Origin of the sequence: Marinococcus halophilus (genome assembly GCF_900166605.1) — a bacterium.
In the GTDB taxonomy this organism is placed as follows: Bacteria; Bacillota; Bacilli; order Bacillales; family Marinococcaceae; genus Marinococcus; species Marinococcus halophilus.
This window is the reverse complement of sequence record NZ_FVZD01000006.1, coordinates 816,961-838,514: the sequence shown is the minus strand read 5'-3', so window position 1 is coordinate 838,514 and position 21,554 is coordinate 816,961. Positions and strand designations below refer to the sequence as shown.

The window sequence follows — 21,554 nt, the reverse complement described above, 5'->3', positions numbered from 1 at the left end:
CTGGCTACCCCTTTCTTTGTGCCTTTTATTAAAAGCGCTTCTGGAATTTACTTCTGATAAATACAGCAATCGAGTTCATAACCAAAAGCATCAACAGTAAAATAATGATCCCAGCTGCTGCAATATCCTGAAATTCCTGCTGTGGCCGGCCGGTCCAGTTATATATCTGAACCGGCATTGCTGTGAAATTCGAAAATAGGTTTGAAGGGGTGGAAGCGACGTATGTTAACGCACCAAGCACCAGGATAGGAGCTGTTTCACCGATCGCCCGGGATAAAGCTAGAATGGTGCCTGTTAACACCCCCGGCAAAGCTGTAGGCACAACAATTCTAAAGATTGTCTGCCATTTTGTTGCCCCCATCGCATAGGAGGCATGCTTAACATCTGTCGGCACTGCGCTGATAGCCTCTCTAGAAGCCACAACGATAATCGGAAGCACAAGCAGGGAGAGCGTCAGTCCCCCAGCAATGACACTTGCTCCCATGCCCATGAGACGGTTAAATATTGTAAGCCCCAGCAGGCCGAATACAACAGACGGGACACCAGCAAGATTCGAAATGTTGGTTTGAAGCAAGTTTGTAAATTTGTTTCGAGGTGCGTATTCCTCCAAATAAACAGCAGTACCGACCCCTAAAATAAATGAAACAGGTGCCGTAACCAGCATGAGCCAAATTGTGCCAGCTAAGGCAGCCAGCAGTCCGGCATCTTCAGCGTTTCTTGACGCAAAATTAGTCAAAAGGCCCCAATCAAGGAAGCCTGCTCCCTGGGTGACTATTCGTACCAGTAATATGAGAAGCATTGCTATACTAAAAGCTGTAGCGGTAAAGCATACACCCTTGAAAACTTTATTCCAAATCTGTCTTTTACTTAACTGCGGGGAGTTTTCCTTCTGTACTTCCTGCGGTACTGTCGTATTTGCAAATTTCATTTAGTAATCCTCCCGGAATCTGCGGGAAATGTAGTGAGCCAGCAGATTCATAGCCAAAGTAAAGACAAACAACGTCATTCCGACAGCGTAGATACTGTAGTAAATCGGGGTACCAAACCCTGCGTCTCCCTGAGTTGCCTGCACAATGTAGGCAGTCATAGTCTGTACAGCCCCTGTCGGATCGAATGTCATTGTTGGACTCGCTCCACCGGCCACTGTTACAATCATTGTTTCTCCAATCGCCCGGGATATTCCCAGAACAAAAGAAGCAATAATGCCTGACAAAGCTGCCGGCATAACTACTTTTACGGTCACTTCCATTCGGGTGGCCCCTAAAGCAAAAGCGCCCTGGCGGATCGAATTTGGCACAGAACTCATTGCATCTTCCGAAAGGCTTGCAATCATTGGAATGATCATAACACCAACGATAATTCCGGGACTAAGCGCATTATAAATATCCATCCCTGGTATAATGGATCGTAAAATCGGTGTAACAAACGTAAGAGCAAAAAAGCCATACACAATCGTCGGTATGCCTGCCAATACCTCAAGAACAGGTTTTACTGTTTTACGTACTTTTTCCGATGCGTATTCACTTAAATAAATAGCAGCGCCCAGTCCGAAAGGTACTGCCACAAGCATAGCAATTCCTGCAATCATTAATGTCCCGTTCACCAATGGCCAAATACCATACTGTGGGTCAGAGAAAAATGGATACCATTCCACAGAAGCGAAGAAATCAGCAAACGGCACATTACTGAAAAATGTTATTGTTTCAAATAAAAGAGTAAAAACAATACCGACAGTAGTAAGTACCGATATTAAAGCGCAAATAAAAAAGACAATAGGCATCAGCTTTTCCATGAAACTCGATGAACCCGAACCTTTGGTTCTCTGCTCGATTCGTTCACTGATCGAGAGTTTTGAACGATCTTCCATTTCTGCACATCCCTTTAACAGATAATTCTCTAAGTGCAAGGATAAAAGCAAGGGAGTATATTCTCCCTCGCTTCTCCGTGCCATTTTCTTCTATTGATTAACTACTTCGTCAATCTTTTGGGCATTTTCTTCATACACTTCCTCTGGAGCCGCTACGTATCCTACTTCTTCCGCTAAACTTCCTGCGTTTTCATTCATGAACCGCACATACTCCACAACATCTTCGTTCTGCTGAAGAGATTCATTTTTCACATATGTGAACAACGGGCGCGCAAGTGGGTATGATTGATCGTTAATTGTTTCCTCGCTAGGCTCAATACCTTCATTTCCGTCTTCTTCCGGTACGATTGGAACTGCTTTTAAGGAATCCTGATTTTCTGCATAGTACGCATAACCGAAGAAGCCGATAGCGTTCTGGCTGCCTGCGACACCGTTCACCAGTACGTTATCATCCTCGGAAAGCTGTGCTTCACGGTTAATGTCTCCTTCTTCAAGCACTGCTTCACTGAAATAATCGTACGTGCCGGAATCCGTGCCTGGCGCGTAGATATCAATTGGCTCCTCTGGCCAGCTATCACGAATGTCAGACCAGTTCTGTGCATCACTTCCATCTGCAAAGATTTGTGATAATTCTTCAAATGTTAAATTGTCCACGAAGTCATTTTCCGTATTTACAGCTACGGTGATGCCGTCGTAAGCCAATTCCAACTCGGTATATTCAATACCCGCTTCTTCCAGCGCCTCTTCTTCTTCCTGTTCAATAGGACGCGAAGCGTTACTTAAATCTGTTTCGCCAGCAATAAAGCGTTCAAATCCTCCCCCGGAACCCGAAACCCCTACAGGAGCTTCGATATCCCCGTGCTCCTGCTGAAACTCTTCGGATACTGCCTCCATAATCGGAAAAACCGTAGAGGAGCCGTCAATAGCAATATCCCCAGAGCCTCCGCCTTCCTGGCCAGCACTTTCTTCTCCGCTGCCTTCACTGCCGGAACTCTCTTCCGAACCCCCGGGCTCTTCTCCCCCGCCGCCACATGCGGATGCAAATACTGCCAGCGTAGCGAATGTTGGAATCATCCATACTTTTTTAAAGTTCAAACCAACTTCCTCCTCTTTATTTATGTAGTCAAGGCAAAGCAACTCTTTTGCTCCCAGTTCTTAGTATAGGACTTAATTATTAAGAGAAAGTAGCTGAACTGTTAAGAATTTGTAAAGGTAAAAATGCTTCCGTTTTCATTTAAACGCAAAAAAATCATTCCCCGGGAGAAATGATTTCTGCTTCATTCGATAGTTAACTTGAGGCCCGTTGCTGCAAGCTCTACGGGACCTGAAAATATATTTTCTGCTTCTTTCTTTAACTGTATGTGCTCTCCGAAATGAGGAAGATGAGTCAATATTAATTTTCCTGCTTCCGCTTTTTCAGCTAGTTTTGCTGCTTCTTCGGAATTCATATGTCCGGCAAATGACCCATCCTGCCCGGCATAAAAACTCGACTCTGCTATAAGTATATCCACCCCGGCAGCTGCCTGTGCAATTTCGGGTATATATGAAGTGTCCGCGGTAAAAAACAGGCTTCCGGAAGCCGTTTCAATCCGAAAACCAAAGCAGGGCACAGCGTGTTTTACAGCCACAGGAGTAATAGTAAACGGCCCAACTACAAACGGATCCTCCGCCCGGTATTCTGTCGGCTGTACTACTTCTTTATAAAACAGGCGCTGAAAGCCTTCTTCATCCTGCCGGTGCGCATAAACCGGCACCTGATGATGCTTTTCCGGCCAGAGTATAGGTTCAAGCAGGCGATAATACTGAAAAGCTCCAAAATCACCTACATGATCCTGGTGGTAGTGGGAAAGCAGTACAGCATCAATTCCGCTAAGCTCTGTATAATGCTGCAGCTGGGAAACCACCCCGCTTCCGCAGTCAAGCAACAGCTGAAATCCTTCTTCTTCAAGCAGGTAACCGGAAGCTGCTTCCCCCGCCTCCGGAAACGCATGCCAAAAGCCTATAATCGTTATTTGCATTTCCCCCGCTCCCTTCAAATAAAAAAATCCGTTTAAACAGAAAATATCTGTTTAAACGGATACAAACGTTACGCTTCTTTTGCATAAACGCTCACGCGTTTACGTTTTTTCCCGACACGCTCAAATTTCACAACGCCGTCGATTTTGGAGAAAAGAGTATCGTCTCCGCCTTTACCGACGTTGTTGCCAGGGAAAATTTTCGAACCGCGCTGGCGGACGAGGATAGAACCACCGGTTACGTGCTGGCCATCGGCGCGTTTGGTGCCCAAACGCTTGGAAATGGAGTCACGACCGTTTTTTGTACTACCTACCCCTTTTTTCTGAGCAAAGAACTGCAGGTCTAATTTCAACATCAACATTCACCTCCTATGCTCTTCAATTGATATAAATTCACCGTACTGATCAGCTATGGTCTCCAAAGAGACAATCATACCCTCTGCCAGCAGCTGCATCTGTTGGTTATCCTCTTCAGTGCTTTCTTCCGGAAGCACACAATGAAAATAACCGCCTTCTGTGCCTAAATCCACTGTTGGATCTGTATGGCAGAGAGCCGCCATCGCATTAACAGCCCCAAAGGATACTGCCGAGGCGCCGGCACATACTAAATCATAACCGTAAGGGCCTGATTCAGCGTGACCGGTCATGGTAACAGAACGAATACGCTCTGTTTCATCGCGGCTAACAGTGACCCGTATCATAATTACGCATCAATGCTGTTGATTGTAACTTTTGTGTATGGCTGACGATGGCCCTGCTTACGGCGGTAGTTTTTACGTTTTTTGAATTTGAAAACGATGATTTTCTTGTTACGGCCTTGTCTTTCGACTTTGCCTGTAACTTTAGCTCCCTCCACAAAAGGAGAACCAACTTTCACATCGTCGCCTCCGACAAATACTACATTGCCGAATGTTACTTCATCTCCAGCTTCTCCATCCAATTTTTCAACGAAGATGGTCTGGCCTTCTTCTACTTTTAACTGTTTTCCACCAGTTTCAATAATTGCGTACATTTCTGCACCTCCTAATCACTTAGACTCGCCAATACAGGTGCCTTTCCAGGGCTTAAACCTGTTCTTGTGCGGTTGTAGTTTGGGTGCTTCCAAACAACTAACGTTACAAATAATAGCATATATTAAAAACGAAAGTCAATTCCCCGCTGCTTCATTTGAGCTTTCAATGCCTCATTTCTTTGTGCTGCTACTTCAAGACTTCCCGCATAGCGCACAATGATCTCCTGTTCTGTCGGCGCAGAAACAATGAACAACCGTCCCGGCGCTATTTGCTGCAGGGCTTCATACAGCGCTTTGCCTTCCCGGATGAGCAGCCGGTCCGGCACCTCTAATACAATCGCATCCACCTCTTCTTCCTTCCAGGCGCCGAGCATTCGTTTCGATTTTTCTGCGAGTTCTTTTTCCGACAGTCTCCAGCCTTTACCGTATTCAGTTCCATAGGGTTCGAGTATGTGTTCTTCGAGGCTCTGGCGGGAGCGCTGCCGGGTCAGTTCCAGAACGCCAAGTGCAGAGAAGCCGGCAATTCGGATCTTCTGCGGATCCTCATCTGATTTTTCTTCTAATGCCTGCATTAAACGCCTCCGGTCTTTTTCGTCATGCATGCGTATAAAATCAATCATGACCATCCCGGAGAGATTTCTTACACGCAGTTGATGCATTACTTCTGCAGCTGCTTCGAGATTCGTTTTTATGATCGTATCCTCCAGACCATGCTTTCCGGTAAACCTTCCCGTGTTTACATCAATCGTGACGCACATTTCTGTTTTCTCGATCTGTAAAAATCCTCCGCTTTTCAGCCAGGCGACAGGCTTCAAAGCCCGCTCGAGATCCGCATCCACATTCTCTCTTGAAAAAATGTTTTCCGGATGGTCCAGCAGCACAAATTCCGGCCGTTGTTCCAGCGCCCGCCCGCTGAATTGTGCCTTTGCTGTTTCCACCGCTTCTTTTGTATCTGCAACAATTCTTTTTATTTGCTCTCCAGGCACATAAGCCAGGCATTTTATTAAAAAGTGTTCTTCCTGCGACACCTTTCCCGGCGAAGATAAACTCTCCCCCCGGAGGATCATGTCCTGCCACAGGCTCTGCAGTTGGGATACTTCTTTTTTAATTACATCCAGAGGCTGTGTTGTTCCTTCTGTACGCACGATCAGCCCGTCCCCATTCAACGGCAGGGCTTCTTCCTGTTCGAGCCATTCTTCTTTTACAGCGTTCTCCACCTTTTGTGAAATAAACAAACCCGGCTCATCGGGGAGGTAGACACAATATTTTCCCGGCAGTGACAAATTTTCTTTAAGTTTGGCACCCTTGCTGGCCGTTTCTTCCTTCACGACCTGCACAAATAAATACTCCCCCTTTTTAATGAAACTTTTAATCCCCCGCTGCTTTTTTTCAGCAAGCGGCTCTTTCAGCAGCCGGTACGACATAATATTGTCCCTGTGCAGATATCCTTTTTTCCCTTTACCGATATCAATAAATGCAGCATCCATGCCTGGAAGCACATCCACGACTCTTCCTTTATAGATTTCTCCGGCCGCCGTGTCATCCATTGCTGACTCGAAAAAGAACTCTTTCACTCTTCCATTATGTTTCAGGGCCGCTCTTGCTTCCCCGGATTTCATATTTGCAATTAATTCCATCGAACGTTCCTCCAGTGGTACATTTCTTTCTGAAAGAAAAAGACTGCCACTTGCTGGTGGCAGTCATTCAGTTAGACTTATTTTCTTCTCTGACCTTCGCCTTTTCGTGAAGAAGAGCAATCTGCGTAGTCAGCCGCTTCAGCTCCTGTTCAGAGGCTGCTTCCTGCATTTGTTTATTTAAAAGAGCCAGTTTCTGGCGTTCTTCATCGGAAAGATAAGGGTGCTTTTCTATAACGGTCATCAGTGATTCCTCCTTCGCGCATTCGGATAGATACTCGAAGCCTTTCATTCTGTAAAAACCTTTGCAGGAAAGACAGGCGATTCGGGAATCAGATCCAAAACAGCATGCCCTTTCATTGTTATTATACCACGCTGATCTTAAAGAAAACAAAATTGGCTTATCTGCCCAAAAAGGACAGGAAGAATGCTCCCTGTCCAAGTATCTGCTATGCTTTTATTCCGAATAAACTTTTCACTTTAGAGAAAAAGCTTTTCTTTTCTTCTACTGCCATCAGCGGCACCGATTCCCCTAGCAGCCGGCGCGCAATATTACGGTACCCCAGCGAAGCTCTGCTGTTGGGATTCATTGCAATCGGCTCGCCTTTATGAGCTGCTTTTAACACATGCTCCTCGTCTACAATCATCCCAAGCAGGTCTACTGCAAGTGTAGCTACGACGTCTTCCACGTCCAGCACATTGCCCTCTCTGGAAAGATCGCTCCGCACCCGGTTCACTACCAGCTTAGGCGGTTCAATGTCTTCATTTTCCAGGAGCCCAATGATACGATCAGCATCTCTGACAGCTGCCGTGTCCGGCGTGGTGACGACGATTGCTTTATCTGCGCCGGATACGGCATTCTTGAATCCCTGCTCAATACCAGCCGGGCAGTCGATAAGAATAAAATCGTATTCTGGGCGCAGTGTTTCTACAATCTCCTGCATTTGTTCCGGGTTCACCGCAGATTTGTCCTTCGTCTGAGCTGCCGGCAGCAAGTGCAGGCAATCGAACCTCTTGTCCCGGATTAATGCCTGCTGTACCTTACAGCGTCCTTCTGCGGCGTCCACCAGATCATAAATAATCCGGTTTTCCAGACCCATTACGACATCTAAATTCCGAAGCCCGATGTCGGTATCAATCAAACATACTTTTTGTCCCTGCAGTGCAAGTGCTGTACCGATATTAGCCGAAGTCGTGGTTTTCCCGACCCCGCCTTTTCCGGATGTAATTACTATTGCCTCTCCCACCAACGGTTCCTCCTTTCAGACCTTACATGCTCCTCGTTCCGGCTAACGGTTACCGGAAAGTGTTTTCGGCCTGACATGCTTATGTATACGAGACCGAGCGTAAATAATGCCCGAGCATTTTTGTTTCCTCAAATGCAATTGCCTTGTATTCTTCTCCAGTGACATACGCGTAGCCCGGACCTTCAATAGCAGGCTTCTGTTCCTGCTTTTCATGCTTTTCCGGTGCGTAGAAATACGTATCCGAAATAGAAATTTGTTTAGGAATCATTACTGAGGCACATACCACAGCATGGCTTTCACCTTCTGTGCCGGCTCTTGCTATTCCCTTTAATGCCCCGATAACATAAATGTTACCCGTAGCTTCGACTACTCCGCCGGGATTGACATCGCCGATAATCAGGATGTCGCCTTTTTTCCGGAGCACCTGGCCGGAACGGACGATCTGTGTGACAGAGGTCACCGTGGCTTTTTCAATGGCCTCGTGTGCTTCATCTTTTGTCATTACGTTCGAATGGACTTCATGCACCCGTACGGAACCCGTTTTGTTCAACACTTCCGTAATTTCTTCTTCGTGACTTTTACTTAAATAACGGTTCCCGGCATGCACACGGACTTCCACTTGAGGCCCGTTTTCAAACAAACGCTGCTCCCGTTCAATCTTCTTCTTTAATTCTTCAAGAAGTTCCTGATAAGAGCACTGATCATTTAATACAATGGTTAGTCCTTCTTTAGTGCCTTTAATCGTTACATAATTTCCATTGTTATTCGTCATATTTTCACCCCTGAACCCTTAAGCGCTCTCCATTCTTAGTAAATGCCGTTCTTTCCATTATACGGTTTCATTTCACAGGAATAAACAGCAAACCACTTCTTTTTTTGAAAATTATCGCTGTCTGATCTTTTCCTGGTTTTCGATCCAGTCAAAAACACGGCGGAAAGGAACAAGCAGCAGTAAAGCAGCAGCTCCGTTAATAAGCCACGAAGCAATCATACGCTTCACTAAAAATTCCCCGAAAGAAAGTCCGGCAATGCCTAACAAAAAATAAATAAAATAGATGATTAGCTCAAATACGAAAAGCGCACAAAATATGATCAGCCACTGCCACCCATAACTGTTTCGGACCACCGGCAGAGAGTAGGAGCTCATATACGCAATAAAGCCAAAGCAGAACGTATAGATACCGAGAATCTGCGTGTACGTAAAATCATAGAGAAAACCAACAAAAACACCTGCCCATACTCCTGCGACCGGGCCGCGGTATATGCTGGTCAAAACCACCCCGATAAGCGCAAACCTTGGCATCCACACCCATCCACTTTCATTTTCCTGTGGAAAAAGGATTTCAAACCACGTTCCTTCGACAAGAAATAAGCAAAAGATCGATACGGGGATAAGAAAGCGCGTCATGACTCTCCGCCGCCTTCTTCACCGACCGGGTCCACGTTTTCTTCTTCTTGATTTTCCTGCTCCTGATCTTCTTCGAGTGAAGGGAATTCTTCACTCAAGTCTTCAATGCTCCGGTCTAAAACATTCACATACGTGAGGTCACTGAAGTCTGCCGCTGGTTCAATAAGGGCATTGTACGTTAAACCGTACTCATCCGGCTCAACGCTTTGTACTTCACCAATCGGGATACCGCTTGGAAACGCCCCGCCCATTCCTGATGTAACCACCTGCTGGCCTTCTTCAATTTCTGCATCGCTGCGAATTTTCCGGAGCATGAGGCCATCCTGGTCTTCGTCCCAGCCTTCAATAAAGGCGTTGACTGGATCTTCACCAGTATCAACGCTGGCGCTGATACGGTTTGTCCGTTCTCCGTCTGATAGCAATTGGACCGTGGAGGAAAATTCGGAAGCCTCTGCTACACGCCCGATAAGACCTTCGTTTGTAACGACAGCCATATCCTGTTCAATACCGTTTTGAGTACCCTGATTGATGCCAATCGTCTGTGTCCAGCGGTCAGGATTACGATAGACAACAAGCGCCTGCCGGCTTTCATAGTCGCTCAGCATTTCCTGCGTCTCTGATGATTCCCGGAGCGTTTCATTTTCCTGACGGGTATTTTCAAGCTCTGCCGAAGTGGCAGCATACTTTTCGAGCTGCTGTTTGAGGGTTTTATTTTCCTCGTATGTATCCAGCAGGTTTTCCACAGCTTCGAAGCGATTTGCTGCAAAGTGAGCCGGGCGGCTGATGGTCGATTGAAAGACCCCGACAGAGTCTCTTACAAACTCTTCCGGCCACGGCACCGATTCCCGTTCTCTCATAGAGAACCCAATGAGTATAACAAGAAGAATAATGCTTACCATCAAGATGATTAATCGCTTGTTGTTAAAAAAGTGCGGCATGGTTACCCACCTACTCTAAAGATAGATTAAGCATTCCGGCCTGAGCGGGATGTAATACCTGCTTTCGAGCGGAATAAATGAATATTTTCTAAAGCGCGTCCTGTACCAAGTGCCACACAATCCAAAGGCTCTTCTGACACTAAAACCGGCATATTTGTTTCTTCGCTGAGCACCCGGTCAATGTGCTGCAAAAGCGCCCCTCCTCCTGTTAACAGGATCCCGCGGTCCATTATATCCGCGGCCAATTCCGGCGGCGTCTGCTCAAGTGTACTCTTCACCGTGTCAATAATAGTCGATACCGTGTCTTTAAGACAGCCTGAAATCTCTTCAGAGGTAATTGTAACTGTTTTGGGAAGTCCGGTCACTACATCTCTCCCACGAATTTCCATCATTTCATTGTTTTCATTTTCTGAAGGAGGAGCAGCAGCACCGACTTCAAGCTTAATGGCTTCTGCTGTACGCTCTCCAACCATAACATTGTAGGTTTTTCTTATATACTGGATGATTGCTTCATCCATTTCATCACCGGCAATACGGATTGATTGACTTGTGACAATTCCACCGAGAGAAATGATCGCCACTTCTGTTGTTCCGCCCCCAATATCAACGACCATGCTTCCCGTAGGCTCCCATACGGGCAGGTCAGCTCCAATGGCTGCTGCAAACGGTTCTTCAATCGTGTAGGCTTCTCTTGCCCCGGCCTGTTTGGTTGCGTCTTCTACAGCCCGCTTCTCAACTGCTGTAATACCTGACGGCACGCACACCATCACGTTCGGCTTTCTTGAGAATATAGAACGTTTTTTGACCGACTGCCCAATAAAATATTCCATCATGGTAGCCGTCGTATCAAAATCAGCAATGACGCCGTCTTTCATTGGACGTATGGCCGTAATATTCCCTGGCGTACGCCCAATCATGTTTTTTGCACTGTGACCTACAGCTTCAATATTTCCCGTGTCTGTCCGTATGGCCACCACCGAGGGTTCACGAAGAATGACTCCTTCTCCTTTGGCGTAAACGAGCGTATTTGCCGTACCTAAATCGATCCCCAGGTCTCTCGTTCCAAACATCTATGTATATCTCCTCTCGTCTTGCAAAATGCATGACAGCCTTTTTTCAGCAGGTATTATCATTAAATTGTCTAATAAATTGTTATGTTGGATAATGTTTTTCGGCATCCCCAGAATGCCTGTATGTAGTGGGCGTTCAGCGGCCTTTAGATGAATAGTGTCATCTGCAGATTTTTCGCACTTCTGACGCCCCGTTAATATGCATTAAATTATAATTGCCCCTGCATGCACTATTTTTTATTATACTGAAAATTATTTGAAAAACATAGGGTCAATGCACCTGTTTTTTTAGATAGGTGTATTTTCACGCCGGCCAATTTCCTCTTTTTTCAGAAAGCAAATAATTTTTAATCTGTTGTTTTACATAAAACCCTGCTCTTTCATACTCTCAAAGCGGTGATCGCCTACGATAACGTGATCAAGCAGCTCAATGCCCAGCAGTCTGCCGCATTCTGCCACCCGTTTGGTTACCTGAATATCTTCACTGCTCGGCGCCGGATCTCCGGATGGATGATTATGCAGACAGATAATCGACGCTGCTGAACGGCGCAGAGCTTCTTTAAATAGCTCCCTTGGGTGGACAATACTTGAATTCAGGCTGCCGATAAATAATGTCTGTTTATGGATAATTTGATTTTTAGTATTCAGGCATAATACTACAAAATGCTCCTGCTGTAAAAACCTTAGATCTTCCATCATGTATTCTGCTGCATCTTCCGGAGAACGAACAACGTACCTGTCCGGGTAAGAATAACGAAAGATACGCTTTCCCAGTTCGAGTGCTGCTTGCAGTTCCAGTGCTTTCGCCTTTCCAATTCCCGGGATTTCCATCAGCTCTTCTCTGGTAGCTTCTTTCAATAATGGCAGAACGTCAAAGCGTTCCATTACCCGGGCAGCTACTTCCAGTACCGGCGCCTGCTTTGTACCTGTGCGGAGAAGCACGGCCAGCAGTTCCTGTTCCGTCAACGCCTCCGCTCCTTTATGTTCCATTTTCTCACGGGGCCGAAACGGTTCTTTTCCAGCAGGCATTACAGTTACATTCATTAGTAATCGTCTCCTTCATGTGCGGGGATATAAAATGGGGGTTACAAAAACGATAGGTACCACTTCAGGCATATTTCTCCGGCAAACAAAGTAAATATACCACCAGCGGCAATAGCGGGAGCAAAGGGGAAAGGTTTTCCTATTTTAAAAATGCCAAAAGGATACAGGAGGAAAACAACCATAGAGGCTGTAAATACAGCAGCCGCAAAATTGACGGCAAGCAGGCAAGGCCCAAAGAAAAAACCGAGAGCGGTAAATATTTTCAGGTCACCGCCGCCCATCCCTCCTCTTGTCGTCATGATAATGGCTGATAAAAGGAAAAAACCGGCGACTGCGCCTATGAAGCTTTCGGTCCAGGCAGGCTCTTCCAACCAGAAAAATTTTAAAAGCACCGCTCCAAGTAAAAACAGAAGCGACACCCTGTCTGGAATGAGCATGGCTGTAATATCACTGATAGTAATAATAAAAAGGTAGGAAATAAGAAGTAAAGCTGCAGCGAATTCTGCCGTCAGCCCGAAGCGGGCATAAGCGAGGAAAAACAAGACACCACCGGCGCCTTCCATAAGAGGATAAATCGCAGAAATACGGTTTTTGCAGAAACGGCATTTACCGCCCAGATACAAATATGAACAGCAGGGGACTAAATCTCTTTTTTTGATCGGCTGGATACATACCGGGCAGCGCGAAGGGGGCCGCCACACGGACCCGCCGGCAGCCAGACGCATGCCGGCGACATTACAGAAGGAACTCACTATCATCCCTGCCGCTGTAATATATACAGCGAGCAATATGCTCATCACAACACCTCTTCCATTTTTTTCTTATTATAGCATGAATTTCTTTTTATTAGCTCGAAAATATATTAAAAAAGCAGAAGCACGCCGGCTTCTGCTTTTCGTTTCATTATTGATTCCACTCCTGCGTCAGCTGGGAGATGAAATACAGGGATCCGGCAAACACGACCACGTCTTCCTGTCCCCGGCCCGTGTTGGCGTTTTCCCATGCTTCCTGCCAGCTCCGGGCTTGTTGAACATCTGCCGAATTGGCTGCCGCAATATCTTCCGGGGCTGCTGCCTGCGGAAAATCAAAAGGCACTGCTGTGATAGATTTTATATTCAATCCGTCCAACTGGTCGAGCACCGGTGCCTGTAATTTATCTTCTTTCATGCCAACAATAAAGTGGAAACGACTGTTGGGATAGTGCTGTCTTAATGCTTCTTTAAGACTTTTCATGCCTTCTTCATTATGAGCACCGTCGAAAAGGACACGCTGTTCGCCAGGCGCATTTTCAAGTCTTCCCGGCCAGGATGCTTTCTTCAGGCCGGCCCGGATGTGCTCATCTTCTGCGGGCAGGGCGTAATACATTTTTAAATAACGTGTAGTAATCACAGCGGCTGCCGCATTCTCTACCTGATGCTCCCCGAGCATGGACACTTCGAGATCTTCCATGTCTCCAAGCAGGGAATAAAAAGAAAATTGGGTTCCCGATTCTGATGGTGCGAGGCGGCGGACATGAAACTGACGGCCAAGCTGGTAAAATTTCGAACGCTGGTAATCGGCAGCTTCCTCAAAAATGCCAGCAAGCTCTTCATTCTGTTCACACGTTATTACAGGTACCCCGCCCTTAATAATACCGGCTTTTTCCCGGGCTACTTCTTCGAGCGTGTCCCCGAGTATTCCCTGATGATCGTGCCCGATGTTTGTGATAATGCTCACCATAGGGTGGATCGCATTAGTAGCGTCCAAGCGGCCGCCAAGGCCAACTTCCCATATGACTACGTCCGGAAACGTTTTTCTGGCAAAATACATTGCCGCGATGACAGTAATCACTTCAAACTCCGTCGGCGAACCAAACGGGGTGCGCGCAATACTCTCTACTACCGGGCGGAGTACTGCAGCAAGCTCCAAAAAATCCTCCTCACTGATCGGCTCTCCGTCTGTCGCAATCCGCTCACGGAAATGATGGATATACGGCGAGGTGAATGACCCGCAGACAATGCCTGCTTCTGTCATAATGCTTCTCGTAAATGCTGCGGTAGATCCTTTACCGTTTGTACCGCCAATGTGAATGCCTTTCAGCCGGCGTTCCGGATTGCCGACAGCTTCAAGCATCATATTCATCCGGTCAAGGCCCGGGCGGATGCCAAACGTTTCGAGTGAGTGCACCCATGCTTCTGCTTCTTTATATGTGTGCAAAATATACCTCCCTTTAAACAGCCATGCAACAGGCCCCCTGGCCGGGAGCCGGTTGCTGCTTAGCTTTTTTGCAGTTCTTTCATTCTGGCCGTTACTTTTTCTCTTTTTTGTTCATAATCTTTTTGTTTTTCTTTTTCTTCTTCAACAACGTGGGCAGGAGCTTTGCTGACAAATCCTTCGTTGTTCAGCTTTTTGGTCACCCGTTCCACTTCTTTATCGAGCTTGTCTTTTTCCCGCTGCAGACGCTCTATTTCTTCATCTACGTTAATCAAGCCTTCGAGCGGCAGAAAGATTTCTGCCCCGCTCAGAACGTGAGAAATGGACTTTTCCGGAGCTTCCAGTGCCGCATCAATAGTCAATGTCTCCGGGTTTCCGAACCGTACAATATAGTCCCGGCTCCGTTCGATTCGTTCCAAGACCTGGCTGCTGGACGGCTTCAGGCTCATCGGCACTGCTTTACTCGGTGGAACATTCATTTCCGCCCGTGTATTCCGGACTGAACGAATAACCTCCTGAATTAATTCCATATCACGTACCGCTTCCTCATCAAACAGCTGAGGGTCTGCTGTCGGCCAGGAAGCACTCATGATCGACGTCCCTTCGTGAGGAAGGTGCTGCCAAATTTCTTCTGTAATAAATGGCATCATCGGGTGAAGCATGCGCATCGTCTGGTCGAATACATGAACAAGCACGGACTGGGCCATTTGTTTCGGCTGTTCGGCTTCGCCGTACAGTGGAAGTTTAGCCATTTCGATATACCAGTCGCAGAGGTCATCCCAAATAAAGTTATAAAGCGTCCTTCCGGCTTCGCCAAACTCATATTTTTCCATCAGCTGGGTGGCGTTCTGTTTTGTTTCCTGCAGCCGGTGTAAAATCCAGCGATCTGCTACCGTTTTTGTGCCTTTGAGCTCGATGTCTTCTGCCGTTACCCCTTCCACATTCATCAGCGTAAACCGGGCGGCGTTCCAAATTTTATTGCCAAAATTCCAGTTGGCCTCTACTTTTTCCCACTGGAAACGAATATCATTGCCCGGCGTTGTGCCTGTAGCGAGCAGAAAACGCAGAGCGTCCGCCCCGTACTGATCGATAACATCCATCGGGTCCACCCCGTTGCCGAGGGATTTACTCATTTTCCGTCCTTCGCTGTCACGTACCAGGCCGTGAATAAGCACGTCCTCAAACGGGCGTTCTCCGGTAAATTCCAGCCCCTGAAAAATCATCCGCGACACCCAGAAGAAAATAATATCGTAGCCGGTGACAAGCGCACTGGTTGGGTAATAGCGCGTATAGTCTGTGCTTTTTTCCGGCCAGCCCATAGTGGAAAACGGCCATAAAGCCGAACTGAACCAGGTATCAAGCACGTCCTCATCCTGCTTCCACTCTTCTGGGTTTTCCGGTGCCGTGCGCCCGACATAAATTTCACCTGTTTCTTTATGATACCAGGCCGGGATACGGTGCCCCCACCACAGCTGTCGGGAAATACACCAGTCCCGGATATTTTCCATCCACTGCAGATACGTTTTTTCGAAGCGTTCCGGCACAAAGGTGACTTTTTCTTCCTTCTTCTGAAGTTCTACGGCCTGGTCCGCAAGCGGCCCCATATTTACAAACCACTGCGTGGAAAGATACGGTTCAACTACGGCGCCGCTCCGTTCGGAATGGCCGACAGAGTGCATATGTTCTTCAATATCAAACAGAATGCCCTCTGCCTTTAAATCCTTCGTCAGCTGCCGACGACAGGCAAAGCGGTCCATGCCTTCGTAGACGCCGGCATTTTCATTCATGCTGCCGTCTTCATTCATCACAAGCACGCGCGGCAGATCATGGCGGTTGCCCATTTCAAAATCATTCGGATCATGCGCAGGCGTAATTTTCACTGCCCCTGAACCAAAATCCATGTCTACATAGTCATCTGCGATGATCGGAATTTCTCTTCCAATCACGGGGAGCACGGCTGTCTTACCAATAAGGTGTTTATAACGACCGTCCTCTGGGTGTACGGCTACTGCCGTATCGCCGAGCATTGTTTCCGGCCGGGTCGTCGCTACTTCGATCGAGGTGTTTTCGCCTTTAACCGGGTAACGCATATGGTAAAAGTGACCCTGTACTTCTTTGTATTCCACTTCAATATCTGAAAGTGCCGTCTGCGTTTCAGGGTCCCAGTTGATAATGTATTCACCCCGGTAGATAAGGTCTCTTTCATACAATGAAACAAACACTTCCCGCACCGCTTCCGACAGGCCTTTATCAAGCGTGAACCGCTCTCTCGAATAGTCGAGTGACAGCCCGAGCTTGGCCCACTGGCTGCGGATGAAATCTGCATATTCTTCTTTCCACCCCCACGTTTTTTCGAGGAACGCTTCCCGCCCGAGCTCATATCGGCTTGTGCCTTCTTCCTTCAGCTGCGCCTCGACTTTGGACTGGGTGGCGATACCAGCATGGTCCATCCCCGGGAGCCATAAAGCATCATAGCCCTGCATGCGTTTCATGCGGATTAAAATATCTTGAAGTGTTGTATCCCACGCATGGCCGAGGTGAAGCCGGCCGGTCACATTCGGCGGCGGAATAACGATAGTATACGGGGTGCCATCTGTCTGGCCTGCTTCAAATTGGCCGGTTTCTTTCCAAAACTCATACCAGCGGTTCTCTGTTTCTTTTGGATCATACTTTTTCGCCATTTCCATTTCTTGTTTTCCCATACAAATCCCCTTTCTTCTCATAAAAAAACTCCTCATCCCTAGTAAGGACGAAGAGTTTTCGCGGTACCACCTTAATACCCGCTGCCAAGCAGGCACTTTCCCATAACGGCGGTTACCGTCTTTTCTTACTGTATGCGTTCAGAAAAGAAGCTCGAGGGCGACTTTCCGCACGGGTTGTTAAAGAATCTCTCAGCCCTGGATTCTTTTTCTGTACAACGAACCTGCGTGCGTACTCCTCCCTGTTTCTGCTTTTATTATTAATATTGCTTTAGTGTCTTTATTTTACGAAACGAAGACCCATGCGTCAACTGTCTTCCCCGTGTTCTTTATTTGCAGCCAGGCTTGCAAAGACGCGGTCAGCCGCATCAATGGTCCGCTCGATGTCTTCTTCACTGTGCTCTGTCGATAAAAACAGCCCTTCGAACTGCGAAGGCGGAAGCGAGATGCCTTCTGCCATCATTCCACGGAAATAACGGGCGAACATCCCTAAATCAGATTTTTTCGCAGAGGCAAAGTCAACAACGGGTTCATCGGTAAAGAACAAGCCGATCATTGCCCCGGCCCGGTTAATTTGATGAGGGATACCGTGTTTAGAAGCCGCTCGGTTCAGTCCTTCTTCAAGCTGGGCAGCACGGGCACGAAACGTTTCGTAGCTTTTTTTGTCCACCTGCCTGAGCGTTTCAAGTCCGGCTGTCATCGCCAGTGGATTGCCGGAAAGTGTGCCTGCCTGATAGATAGGCCCGTCCGGCGCAATCTGCTGCATAATATCGGCACGGCCACCGTAGGCTCCCACCGGAAGGCCGCCTCCAATGACCTTTCCAAGGCACGTGAGATCAGGCGTCACGCCGTAGTGGCCCTGGGCACTGTTATAGTCCACCCGGAAGCCGCTCATAACTTCATCAAAAATCAACAGGCTTCCGTACTGGTTCGTAATGTCACGAACGCCTTCCAAAAACCCTTCTCCGGGGGTGACAACGCCCATGTTACCGGTAACAGGCTCGAGGATAACTCCGGCAATTTCGTCACCGTACTCGTCGAATGCCTTTTGCAGGCTGTCGAGATCGTTGTACGGAACCGTCAGCGTGTTCTGGGCAATGGAGCCCGGGACGCCCGGGCTGTCCGGCAACCCCAGCGTAGCAACACCGGAGCCGGCTCGAATAAGAAGGGAATCCCCGTGGCCGTGGTAACAGCCTTCCATTTTCACGATTTTATCCCGGCCGGTAAATCCGCGGGCTAGGCGCAGAGCGCTCATGGTCGCTTCCGTGCCCGAATTTACCATCCGTACTACTTCAATAGATGGTACCCGGTCAACGACAAGCTCTGCCAGGCCGGCTTCGGTTACGTGCGAGGCTCCAAAGCTCGTACCCTTTTCAGCCACGATCTTCAAGCTGTCGACCACGTGTTCATTCGCATGCCCGAGAAGAAGCGGTCCCCAGGACATCACATAGTCAATGTATTCGTTTCCGTCGATATCTTTAATGCGGGAACCTTTGCCTTCGTCCATATAAACGGCCGGATGGCCGACAGATTCATATGTCCGCACAGGGCTGCTGACGCCGCCCGGCATTACTTTCTTTGCGCGTTCATGTGCGTGTATTGAATTATGATACGATTTCATGTCATACCTCCTGAATACTTAAAGTTATCTTGTTGCTATTCCCGTCCTTATTATAACGAAAACAAGCCCTGGACTGAATACATTCCAGAGCTTGTTTTTATTATTTACTGTCTTCCCGCATATAACGGACAGCGTCTTTGGCAAAGTAGGTTACGATCAGGTCCGCACCGGCACGCTTCATGCTGGTCAGCTTTTCCATAACTATATCTTTTTCATTTACCCATCCGTTTTGGGCAGCAGCTTTAATCATCGCATATTCCCCGGACACATTATACGCTACCACTGGATAACCGGTGCGCTCTTTCACTTCTCTCACAATATCGAGATAAGCAAGAGCCGGCTTCACGATAAGAAAATCGGCTCCCTCTTCGACATCGGTTTCCGCTTCCTTCAACGCTTCAAGCCGGTTCGGAGGGTCCATCTGATAGGTTTTCCGGTCCCCAAACGAAGGCGTGCTGTGAGCCGCGTCACGGAAAGGCCCGTAAAAGGCACTGGCATATTTAACTGTGTAGGACATCAGTGGGACCGTGACGTACCCAGCCCGGTCAAGTCCTTCCCGGATCGCCGCTGTAAAGCCATCCATCATGTTCGACGGGGCAATAATATCTGCCCCGGCTTCTGCCTGGGACACGGCAGTTTCTGTTAAGTTTTTTAGCGATTCATCGTTATCCACATAGCCTCCATGAATCACCCCGCAGTGTCCATGGTCCGTATACTGGCACAGACAGGTATCCGCAATTACTGTTAACTCCGGATTGTGTTCTTTTATCTGCCGGATTGCCCGCTGGACGATACCGTTTTTTAGAAAAGCCGGCGTCCCTTCTGCATCTTTTTCTTCCTCATGAGGCACGCCAAATACGATAACGCTCGGAATTCCGAGAGATTCCAACTCATCCATTTCTGCATTCAAATAATCCAGAGAAACGTGGTAAACGCCCGGCATGGACGGTACTTCTTTACGCACATTCTCTCCTTCGACCACAAAAATAGGATAGATTAAATCGTTGGGCCTTAGTTCGTTTTCTCTTACCATTGCTCTTATACCCGGCGTCGTCCGCAGCCTGCGGTGCCGGCGGAAATGTAAATCAGCCAATGTGAAGCCTCCTAAATGATTTCCTTGGTTTTTTCTATGATCCCTTCGACGGAATGGACCTCTGCTTCATAAACATACTTGAAGCCGCTCTCGCGGGCAGCGCGTCCGGTCGAGGGGCCGATTGCCACTACGGGAATAGCTGAAAGCACCTGCCGGTAAGCACCTGCAAGCTGGTGCAGCGCATTTATAGAGGAGGGACTCGCCGCTGTCAGCACGTCGATCTCCCGGGTTTTTAAGACAGACTGAAGGAGGGACTTATTTTTTTCTTCAGGTACCGTTGTATACAAATGCCACACCCAAATGTTGATACCCTGGGCTGCCAGCAACCGGTGCAAGGTATCAGCCGCCTGGGCGCTTTGAGGAAGAAGTACACTTTCCCGGCGGTCGATTACCCGCCCGGCTGATTCAGCTAACGAAACGGCGTTATATTTTTCCGGCATCAGCTCTACCTGAAAGCCTTCCAGTTCCAACGCTTGTCTGGTTTTTGGTCCTACAGCAGCTGTTTTTAAACCGTCAGGAATACCAAGACCATACCGTTTTTTCCATCCTGCCAAATAGTAGACGGCATTCACGCTTGTAACAAGCATCCAGTCTATATCGCCGTTCTTCCAGCGCCCTGCTGCCTCCTCCTCCTGTTTGTATCTTGGCACCGTAGTAATAACCGGCACCGCTTTAACACAACAGCCTGCAGACTGAAGACCCTGCACCAGACTTGCATTCTGGCCGGTCCCTCTTGTCACCAGCACTGTTGCTGTCACTACTCTTCCCCCATCTCTTCCCGGGCCTGTTCCAGAATTTCTTTGCCGCCTCTTCCAAGCAGGGCATGAGCAGCTTTTTTGCCCATATCCTCTGGATTATCACCTGTCAGCTTTTCCCTCAGTATATTTTTTCCGTCTGTAGAGCCGATCATCGCAGTTAGCTGCACATTCCCCTGTTTATTTAAAGTAGCATACCCGCCGATCGGCACCGCACATCCACCCTCTACTGCTTTAAGGAAAGCCCGTTCCGCAGCTACACATACCGCTACCGGCTCATCATGCAGATGTTGAATGATCTTTAATATATCTTCATCTCCGCTTCGGCATTCAATACCAAGCGCTCCCTGTCCTACAGCCGGTACGCACATAGCAGGGTCCAGGAATTCTGTTACAATTTCATCGCTCCAGCCCATACGCTCGAGGCCTGCAGCCGCCAGAATAATAGCGTCGAAGCTTTCCTCCCGCAACTTTCGAAGCCTGGTTTCAATATTGCCCCGAATCCACTGAACGTTCAAATCCGGACGCTCCGCTTTAATTTGAGAAGTGCGTCGCAGACTGCTTGTACCGATCACAGCCCCGAGCGGAAGATTATGAAATTTTACATGATCGTTTGCAATATAGGCGTCTCTTGGATCCACACGGTTTGTCACCGCACCAACTTCGAAACCTTCCGCCATCTCCCCGGGAAGATCTTTCATGCTGTGCACAGCTATATCGATTTCACCGTCTGTAAGCGCCTGTTCAATTTCCTTTACAAAAAGTCCTTTCCCGCCAACTTTGGAAAGCGTTCGATCCAGAACACGGTCACCTTTTGTGGAAATTTTTTTTACTTCAAAGCGATATGGAAGGTCCAGCTTCTCAAGCTCTTTTTGCACCCACTCCGTCTGTTTTAAAGCCAGATTACTTTTTCTCGTACCAAGGGTAATTGTCCGCATGCGTCTAGCCATTCCTTTCT

Annotated in this window: 22 protein-coding genes and 2 other annotated features; all 22 genes read right to left on the bottom strand. The window is 47.9% G+C overall.

Annotated elements, in window-relative coordinates:
* Positions 1–28: 28 nt before the first annotated feature.
* The 22 genes from pstA to hemC all read right to left on the bottom strand — a co-directional run bounded on the left by pstA (position 29) and on the right by hemC (position 21,534).
* Positions 29–928 (bottom strand): phosphate ABC transporter permease PstA, encoded by a 900-nt coding sequence (gene pstA, locus B5066_RS10295; RefSeq protein ID WP_079475836.1) that lies wholly within the window; start codon positions 926–928, stop codon positions 29–31.
* Positions 929–1,867, bottom strand: a complete 939-nt coding sequence (gene pstC, locus B5066_RS10290) for a phosphate ABC transporter permease subunit PstC (RefSeq protein ID WP_079475835.1) — start codon at positions 1,865–1,867, stop codon at positions 929–931.
* A 90-nt stretch (positions 1,868–1,957) separates the two neighbouring features.
* Positions 1,958–2,962, bottom strand: a complete 1,005-nt coding sequence (locus tag B5066_RS10285) for a PstS family phosphate ABC transporter substrate-binding protein (RefSeq protein WP_233133331.1) — start codon at positions 2,960–2,962, stop codon at positions 1,958–1,960.
* A 182-nt stretch (positions 2,963–3,144) separates the two neighbouring features.
* A complete protein-coding gene (locus B5066_RS10280; protein WP_079475834.1) occupies positions 3,145–3,885 on the bottom strand; it encodes an MBL fold metallo-hydrolase in 741 nt (246 codons plus the stop codon).
* 68 nt (positions 3,886–3,953) lie between these two features.
* Positions 3,954–4,238: a 50S ribosomal protein L27 gene (gene rpmA, locus B5066_RS10275; RefSeq protein ID WP_022793178.1), complete on the bottom strand. Its 285-nt coding sequence runs from the start codon at positions 4,236–4,238 to the stop codon at positions 3,954–3,956.
* A 6-nt stretch (positions 4,239–4,244) separates the two neighbouring features.
* Entirely contained in the window at positions 4,245–4,583 is a 339-nt protein-coding gene (locus tag B5066_RS10270; RefSeq protein ID WP_079475833.1) for a ribosomal-processing cysteine protease Prp, read from the bottom strand.
* A gap of 2 nt (positions 4,584–4,585) precedes the next feature.
* Positions 4,586–4,894 carry a 50S ribosomal protein L21 gene (rplU, locus tag B5066_RS10265; RefSeq protein WP_079475832.1) on the bottom strand — a complete coding sequence of 103 codons (309 nt, stop codon included), beginning with the start codon at positions 4,892–4,894 and terminating at the stop codon, positions 4,586–4,588.
* Between the two features lie 11 nt (positions 4,895–4,905).
* Positions 4,906–4,978 (bottom strand) — a sequence feature (ribosomal protein L21 leader region).
* Between the two features lie 38 nt (positions 4,979–5,016).
* Positions 5,017–6,531, bottom strand: coding sequence for an Rne/Rng family ribonuclease (locus tag B5066_RS10260; RefSeq protein ID WP_079475831.1), 1,515 nt, complete (start codon positions 6,529–6,531; stop codon positions 5,017–5,019).
* A gap of 67 nt (positions 6,532–6,598) precedes the next feature.
* On the bottom strand, positions 6,599–6,772 hold the full coding sequence (locus B5066_RS16740) for a hypothetical protein (RefSeq protein ID WP_022793174.1): 174 nt from the start codon (positions 6,770–6,772) through the stop codon (positions 6,599–6,601).
* A gap of 205 nt (positions 6,773–6,977) precedes the next feature.
* Entirely contained in the window at positions 6,978–7,775 is a 798-nt protein-coding gene (gene minD / locus B5066_RS10255) for a septum site-determining protein MinD (protein ID WP_079475830.1), read from the bottom strand.
* A gap of 79 nt (positions 7,776–7,854) precedes the next feature.
* On the bottom strand, positions 7,855–8,547 hold the full coding sequence (gene minC, locus B5066_RS10250) for a septum site-determining protein MinC (protein ID WP_079475829.1): 693 nt from the start codon (positions 8,545–8,547) through the stop codon (positions 7,855–7,857).
* 111 nt (positions 8,548–8,658) lie between these two features.
* Positions 8,659–9,183: a rod shape-determining protein MreD gene (mreD, locus tag B5066_RS10245; protein ID WP_079475828.1), complete on the bottom strand. Its 525-nt coding sequence runs from the start codon at positions 9,181–9,183 to the stop codon at positions 8,659–8,661.
* Positions 9,180–10,121, bottom strand: coding sequence for a rod shape-determining protein MreC (mreC, locus tag B5066_RS10240; protein ID WP_079475827.1), 942 nt, complete (start codon positions 10,119–10,121; stop codon positions 9,180–9,182). The genes mreD and mreC overlap by 4 nt, the downstream gene beginning before the upstream one ends.
* A 26-nt stretch (positions 10,122–10,147) precedes the next feature.
* Positions 10,148–11,191: a rod shape-determining protein gene (locus tag B5066_RS10235; RefSeq protein WP_079475826.1), complete on the bottom strand. Its 1,044-nt coding sequence runs from the start codon at positions 11,189–11,191 to the stop codon at positions 10,148–10,150.
* A gap of 360 nt (positions 11,192–11,551) precedes the next feature.
* The gene (radC, locus tag B5066_RS10230) at positions 11,552–12,235 is read right to left on the bottom strand and encodes a RadC family protein (RefSeq protein WP_079475825.1); all 684 of its coding nucleotides are present in this window, start codon (positions 12,233–12,235) and stop codon (positions 11,552–11,554) included.
* A 41-nt stretch (positions 12,236–12,276) separates the two neighbouring features.
* A complete protein-coding gene (locus B5066_RS10225; protein WP_079475824.1) occupies positions 12,277–13,032 on the bottom strand; it encodes a prepilin peptidase in 756 nt (251 codons plus the stop codon).
* A gap of 106 nt (positions 13,033–13,138) precedes the next feature.
* On the bottom strand, positions 13,139–14,431 hold the full coding sequence (locus B5066_RS10220) for a bifunctional folylpolyglutamate synthase/dihydrofolate synthase (RefSeq protein WP_079475823.1): 1,293 nt from the start codon (positions 14,429–14,431) through the stop codon (positions 13,139–13,141).
* A 59-nt stretch (positions 14,432–14,490) separates the two neighbouring features.
* Positions 14,491–17,130, bottom strand: coding sequence for a valine--tRNA ligase (locus B5066_RS10215; protein ID WP_079475822.1), 2,640 nt, complete (start codon positions 17,128–17,130; stop codon positions 14,491–14,493).
* 40 nt (positions 17,131–17,170) lie between these two features.
* Positions 17,171–17,385: a binding site (T-box leader), on the bottom strand.
* A 49-nt stretch (positions 17,386–17,434) separates the two neighbouring features.
* Positions 17,435–18,748: a glutamate-1-semialdehyde 2,1-aminomutase gene (gene hemL, locus B5066_RS10210; RefSeq protein WP_079475821.1), complete on the bottom strand. Its 1,314-nt coding sequence runs from the start codon at positions 18,746–18,748 to the stop codon at positions 17,435–17,437.
* Between the two features lie 100 nt (positions 18,749–18,848).
* Entirely contained in the window at positions 18,849–19,841 is a 993-nt protein-coding gene (hemB, locus tag B5066_RS10205; protein WP_079475820.1) for a porphobilinogen synthase, read from the bottom strand.
* 11 nt (positions 19,842–19,852) lie between these two features.
* Complete coding sequence (locus B5066_RS10200; RefSeq protein ID WP_079475819.1) at positions 19,853–20,599, bottom strand: uroporphyrinogen-III synthase; 747 nt, start codon at positions 20,597–20,599, stop codon at positions 19,853–19,855.
* Positions 20,599–21,534, bottom strand: a complete 936-nt coding sequence (gene hemC, locus B5066_RS10195; RefSeq protein WP_079475818.1) for a hydroxymethylbilane synthase — start codon at positions 21,532–21,534, stop codon at positions 20,599–20,601. Before hemC ends, B5066_RS10200 begins: the two co-directional genes overlap by 1 nt.
* Positions 21,535–21,554: the final 20 nt, after the last annotated feature.

What these genes read in the sequence shown, in the direction of transcription:
- hemC (WP_079475818.1), bottom strand. Translation starts at nt 21,534, where the DNA reads ATGCGGACAATTACCCTTGGTACGAGAAAAAGTAATCTGGCTTTAAAA.
- B5066_RS10225 (WP_079475824.1), bottom strand. Translation starts at nt 13,032, where the DNA reads ATGAGCATATTGCTCGCTGTATATATTACAGCGGCAGGGATGATAGTG.
- mreD (WP_079475828.1), bottom strand. Translation starts at nt 9,183, where the DNA reads ATGACGCGCTTTCTTATCCCCGTATCGATCTTTTGCTTATTTCTTGTC.
- hemL (WP_079475821.1), bottom strand. Translation starts at nt 18,748, where the DNA reads ATGAAATCGTATCATAATTCAATACACGCACATGAACGCGCAAAGAAA.
- B5066_RS10280 (WP_079475834.1), bottom strand. Translation starts at nt 3,885, where the DNA reads ATGCAAATAACGATTATAGGCTTTTGGCATGCGTTTCCGGAGGCGGGG.
- B5066_RS10215 (WP_079475822.1), bottom strand. Translation starts at nt 17,130, where the DNA reads ATGGGAAAACAAGAAATGGAAATGGCGAAAAAGTATGATCCAAAAGAA.
- minC (WP_079475829.1), bottom strand. Translation starts at nt 8,547, where the DNA reads ATGACGAATAACAATGGAAATTATGTAACGATTAAAGGCACTAAAGAA.
- pstC (WP_079475835.1), bottom strand. Translation starts at nt 1,867, where the DNA reads ATGGAAGATCGTTCAAAACTCTCGATCAGTGAACGAATCGAGCAGAGA.
- rplU (WP_079475832.1), bottom strand. Translation starts at nt 4,894, where the DNA reads ATGTACGCAATTATTGAAACTGGTGGAAAACAGTTAAAAGTAGAAGAA.
- pstA (WP_079475836.1), bottom strand. Translation starts at nt 928, where the DNA reads ATGAAATTTGCAAATACGACAGTACCGCAGGAAGTACAGAAGGAAAAC.
- B5066_RS10260 (WP_079475831.1), bottom strand. Translation starts at nt 6,531, where the DNA reads ATGGAATTAATTGCAAATATGAAATCCGGGGAAGCAAGAGCGGCCCTG.
- radC (WP_079475825.1), bottom strand. Translation starts at nt 12,235, where the DNA reads ATGAATGTAACTGTAATGCCTGCTGGAAAAGAACCGTTTCGGCCCCGT.
- B5066_RS10270 (WP_079475833.1), bottom strand. Translation starts at nt 4,583, where the DNA reads ATGATACGGGTCACTGTTAGCCGCGATGAAACAGAGCGTATTCGTTCT.
- B5066_RS16740 (WP_022793174.1), bottom strand. Translation starts at nt 6,772, where the DNA reads ATGACCGTTATAGAAAAGCACCCTTATCTTTCCGATGAAGAACGCCAG.
- rpmA (WP_022793178.1), bottom strand. Translation starts at nt 4,238, where the DNA reads ATGTTGAAATTAGACCTGCAGTTCTTTGCTCAGAAAAAAGGGGTAGGT.
- B5066_RS10235 (WP_079475826.1), bottom strand. Translation starts at nt 11,191, where the DNA reads ATGTTTGGAACGAGAGACCTGGGGATCGATTTAGGTACGGCAAATACG.
- mreC (WP_079475827.1), bottom strand. Translation starts at nt 10,121, where the DNA reads ATGCCGCACTTTTTTAACAACAAGCGATTAATCATCTTGATGGTAAGC.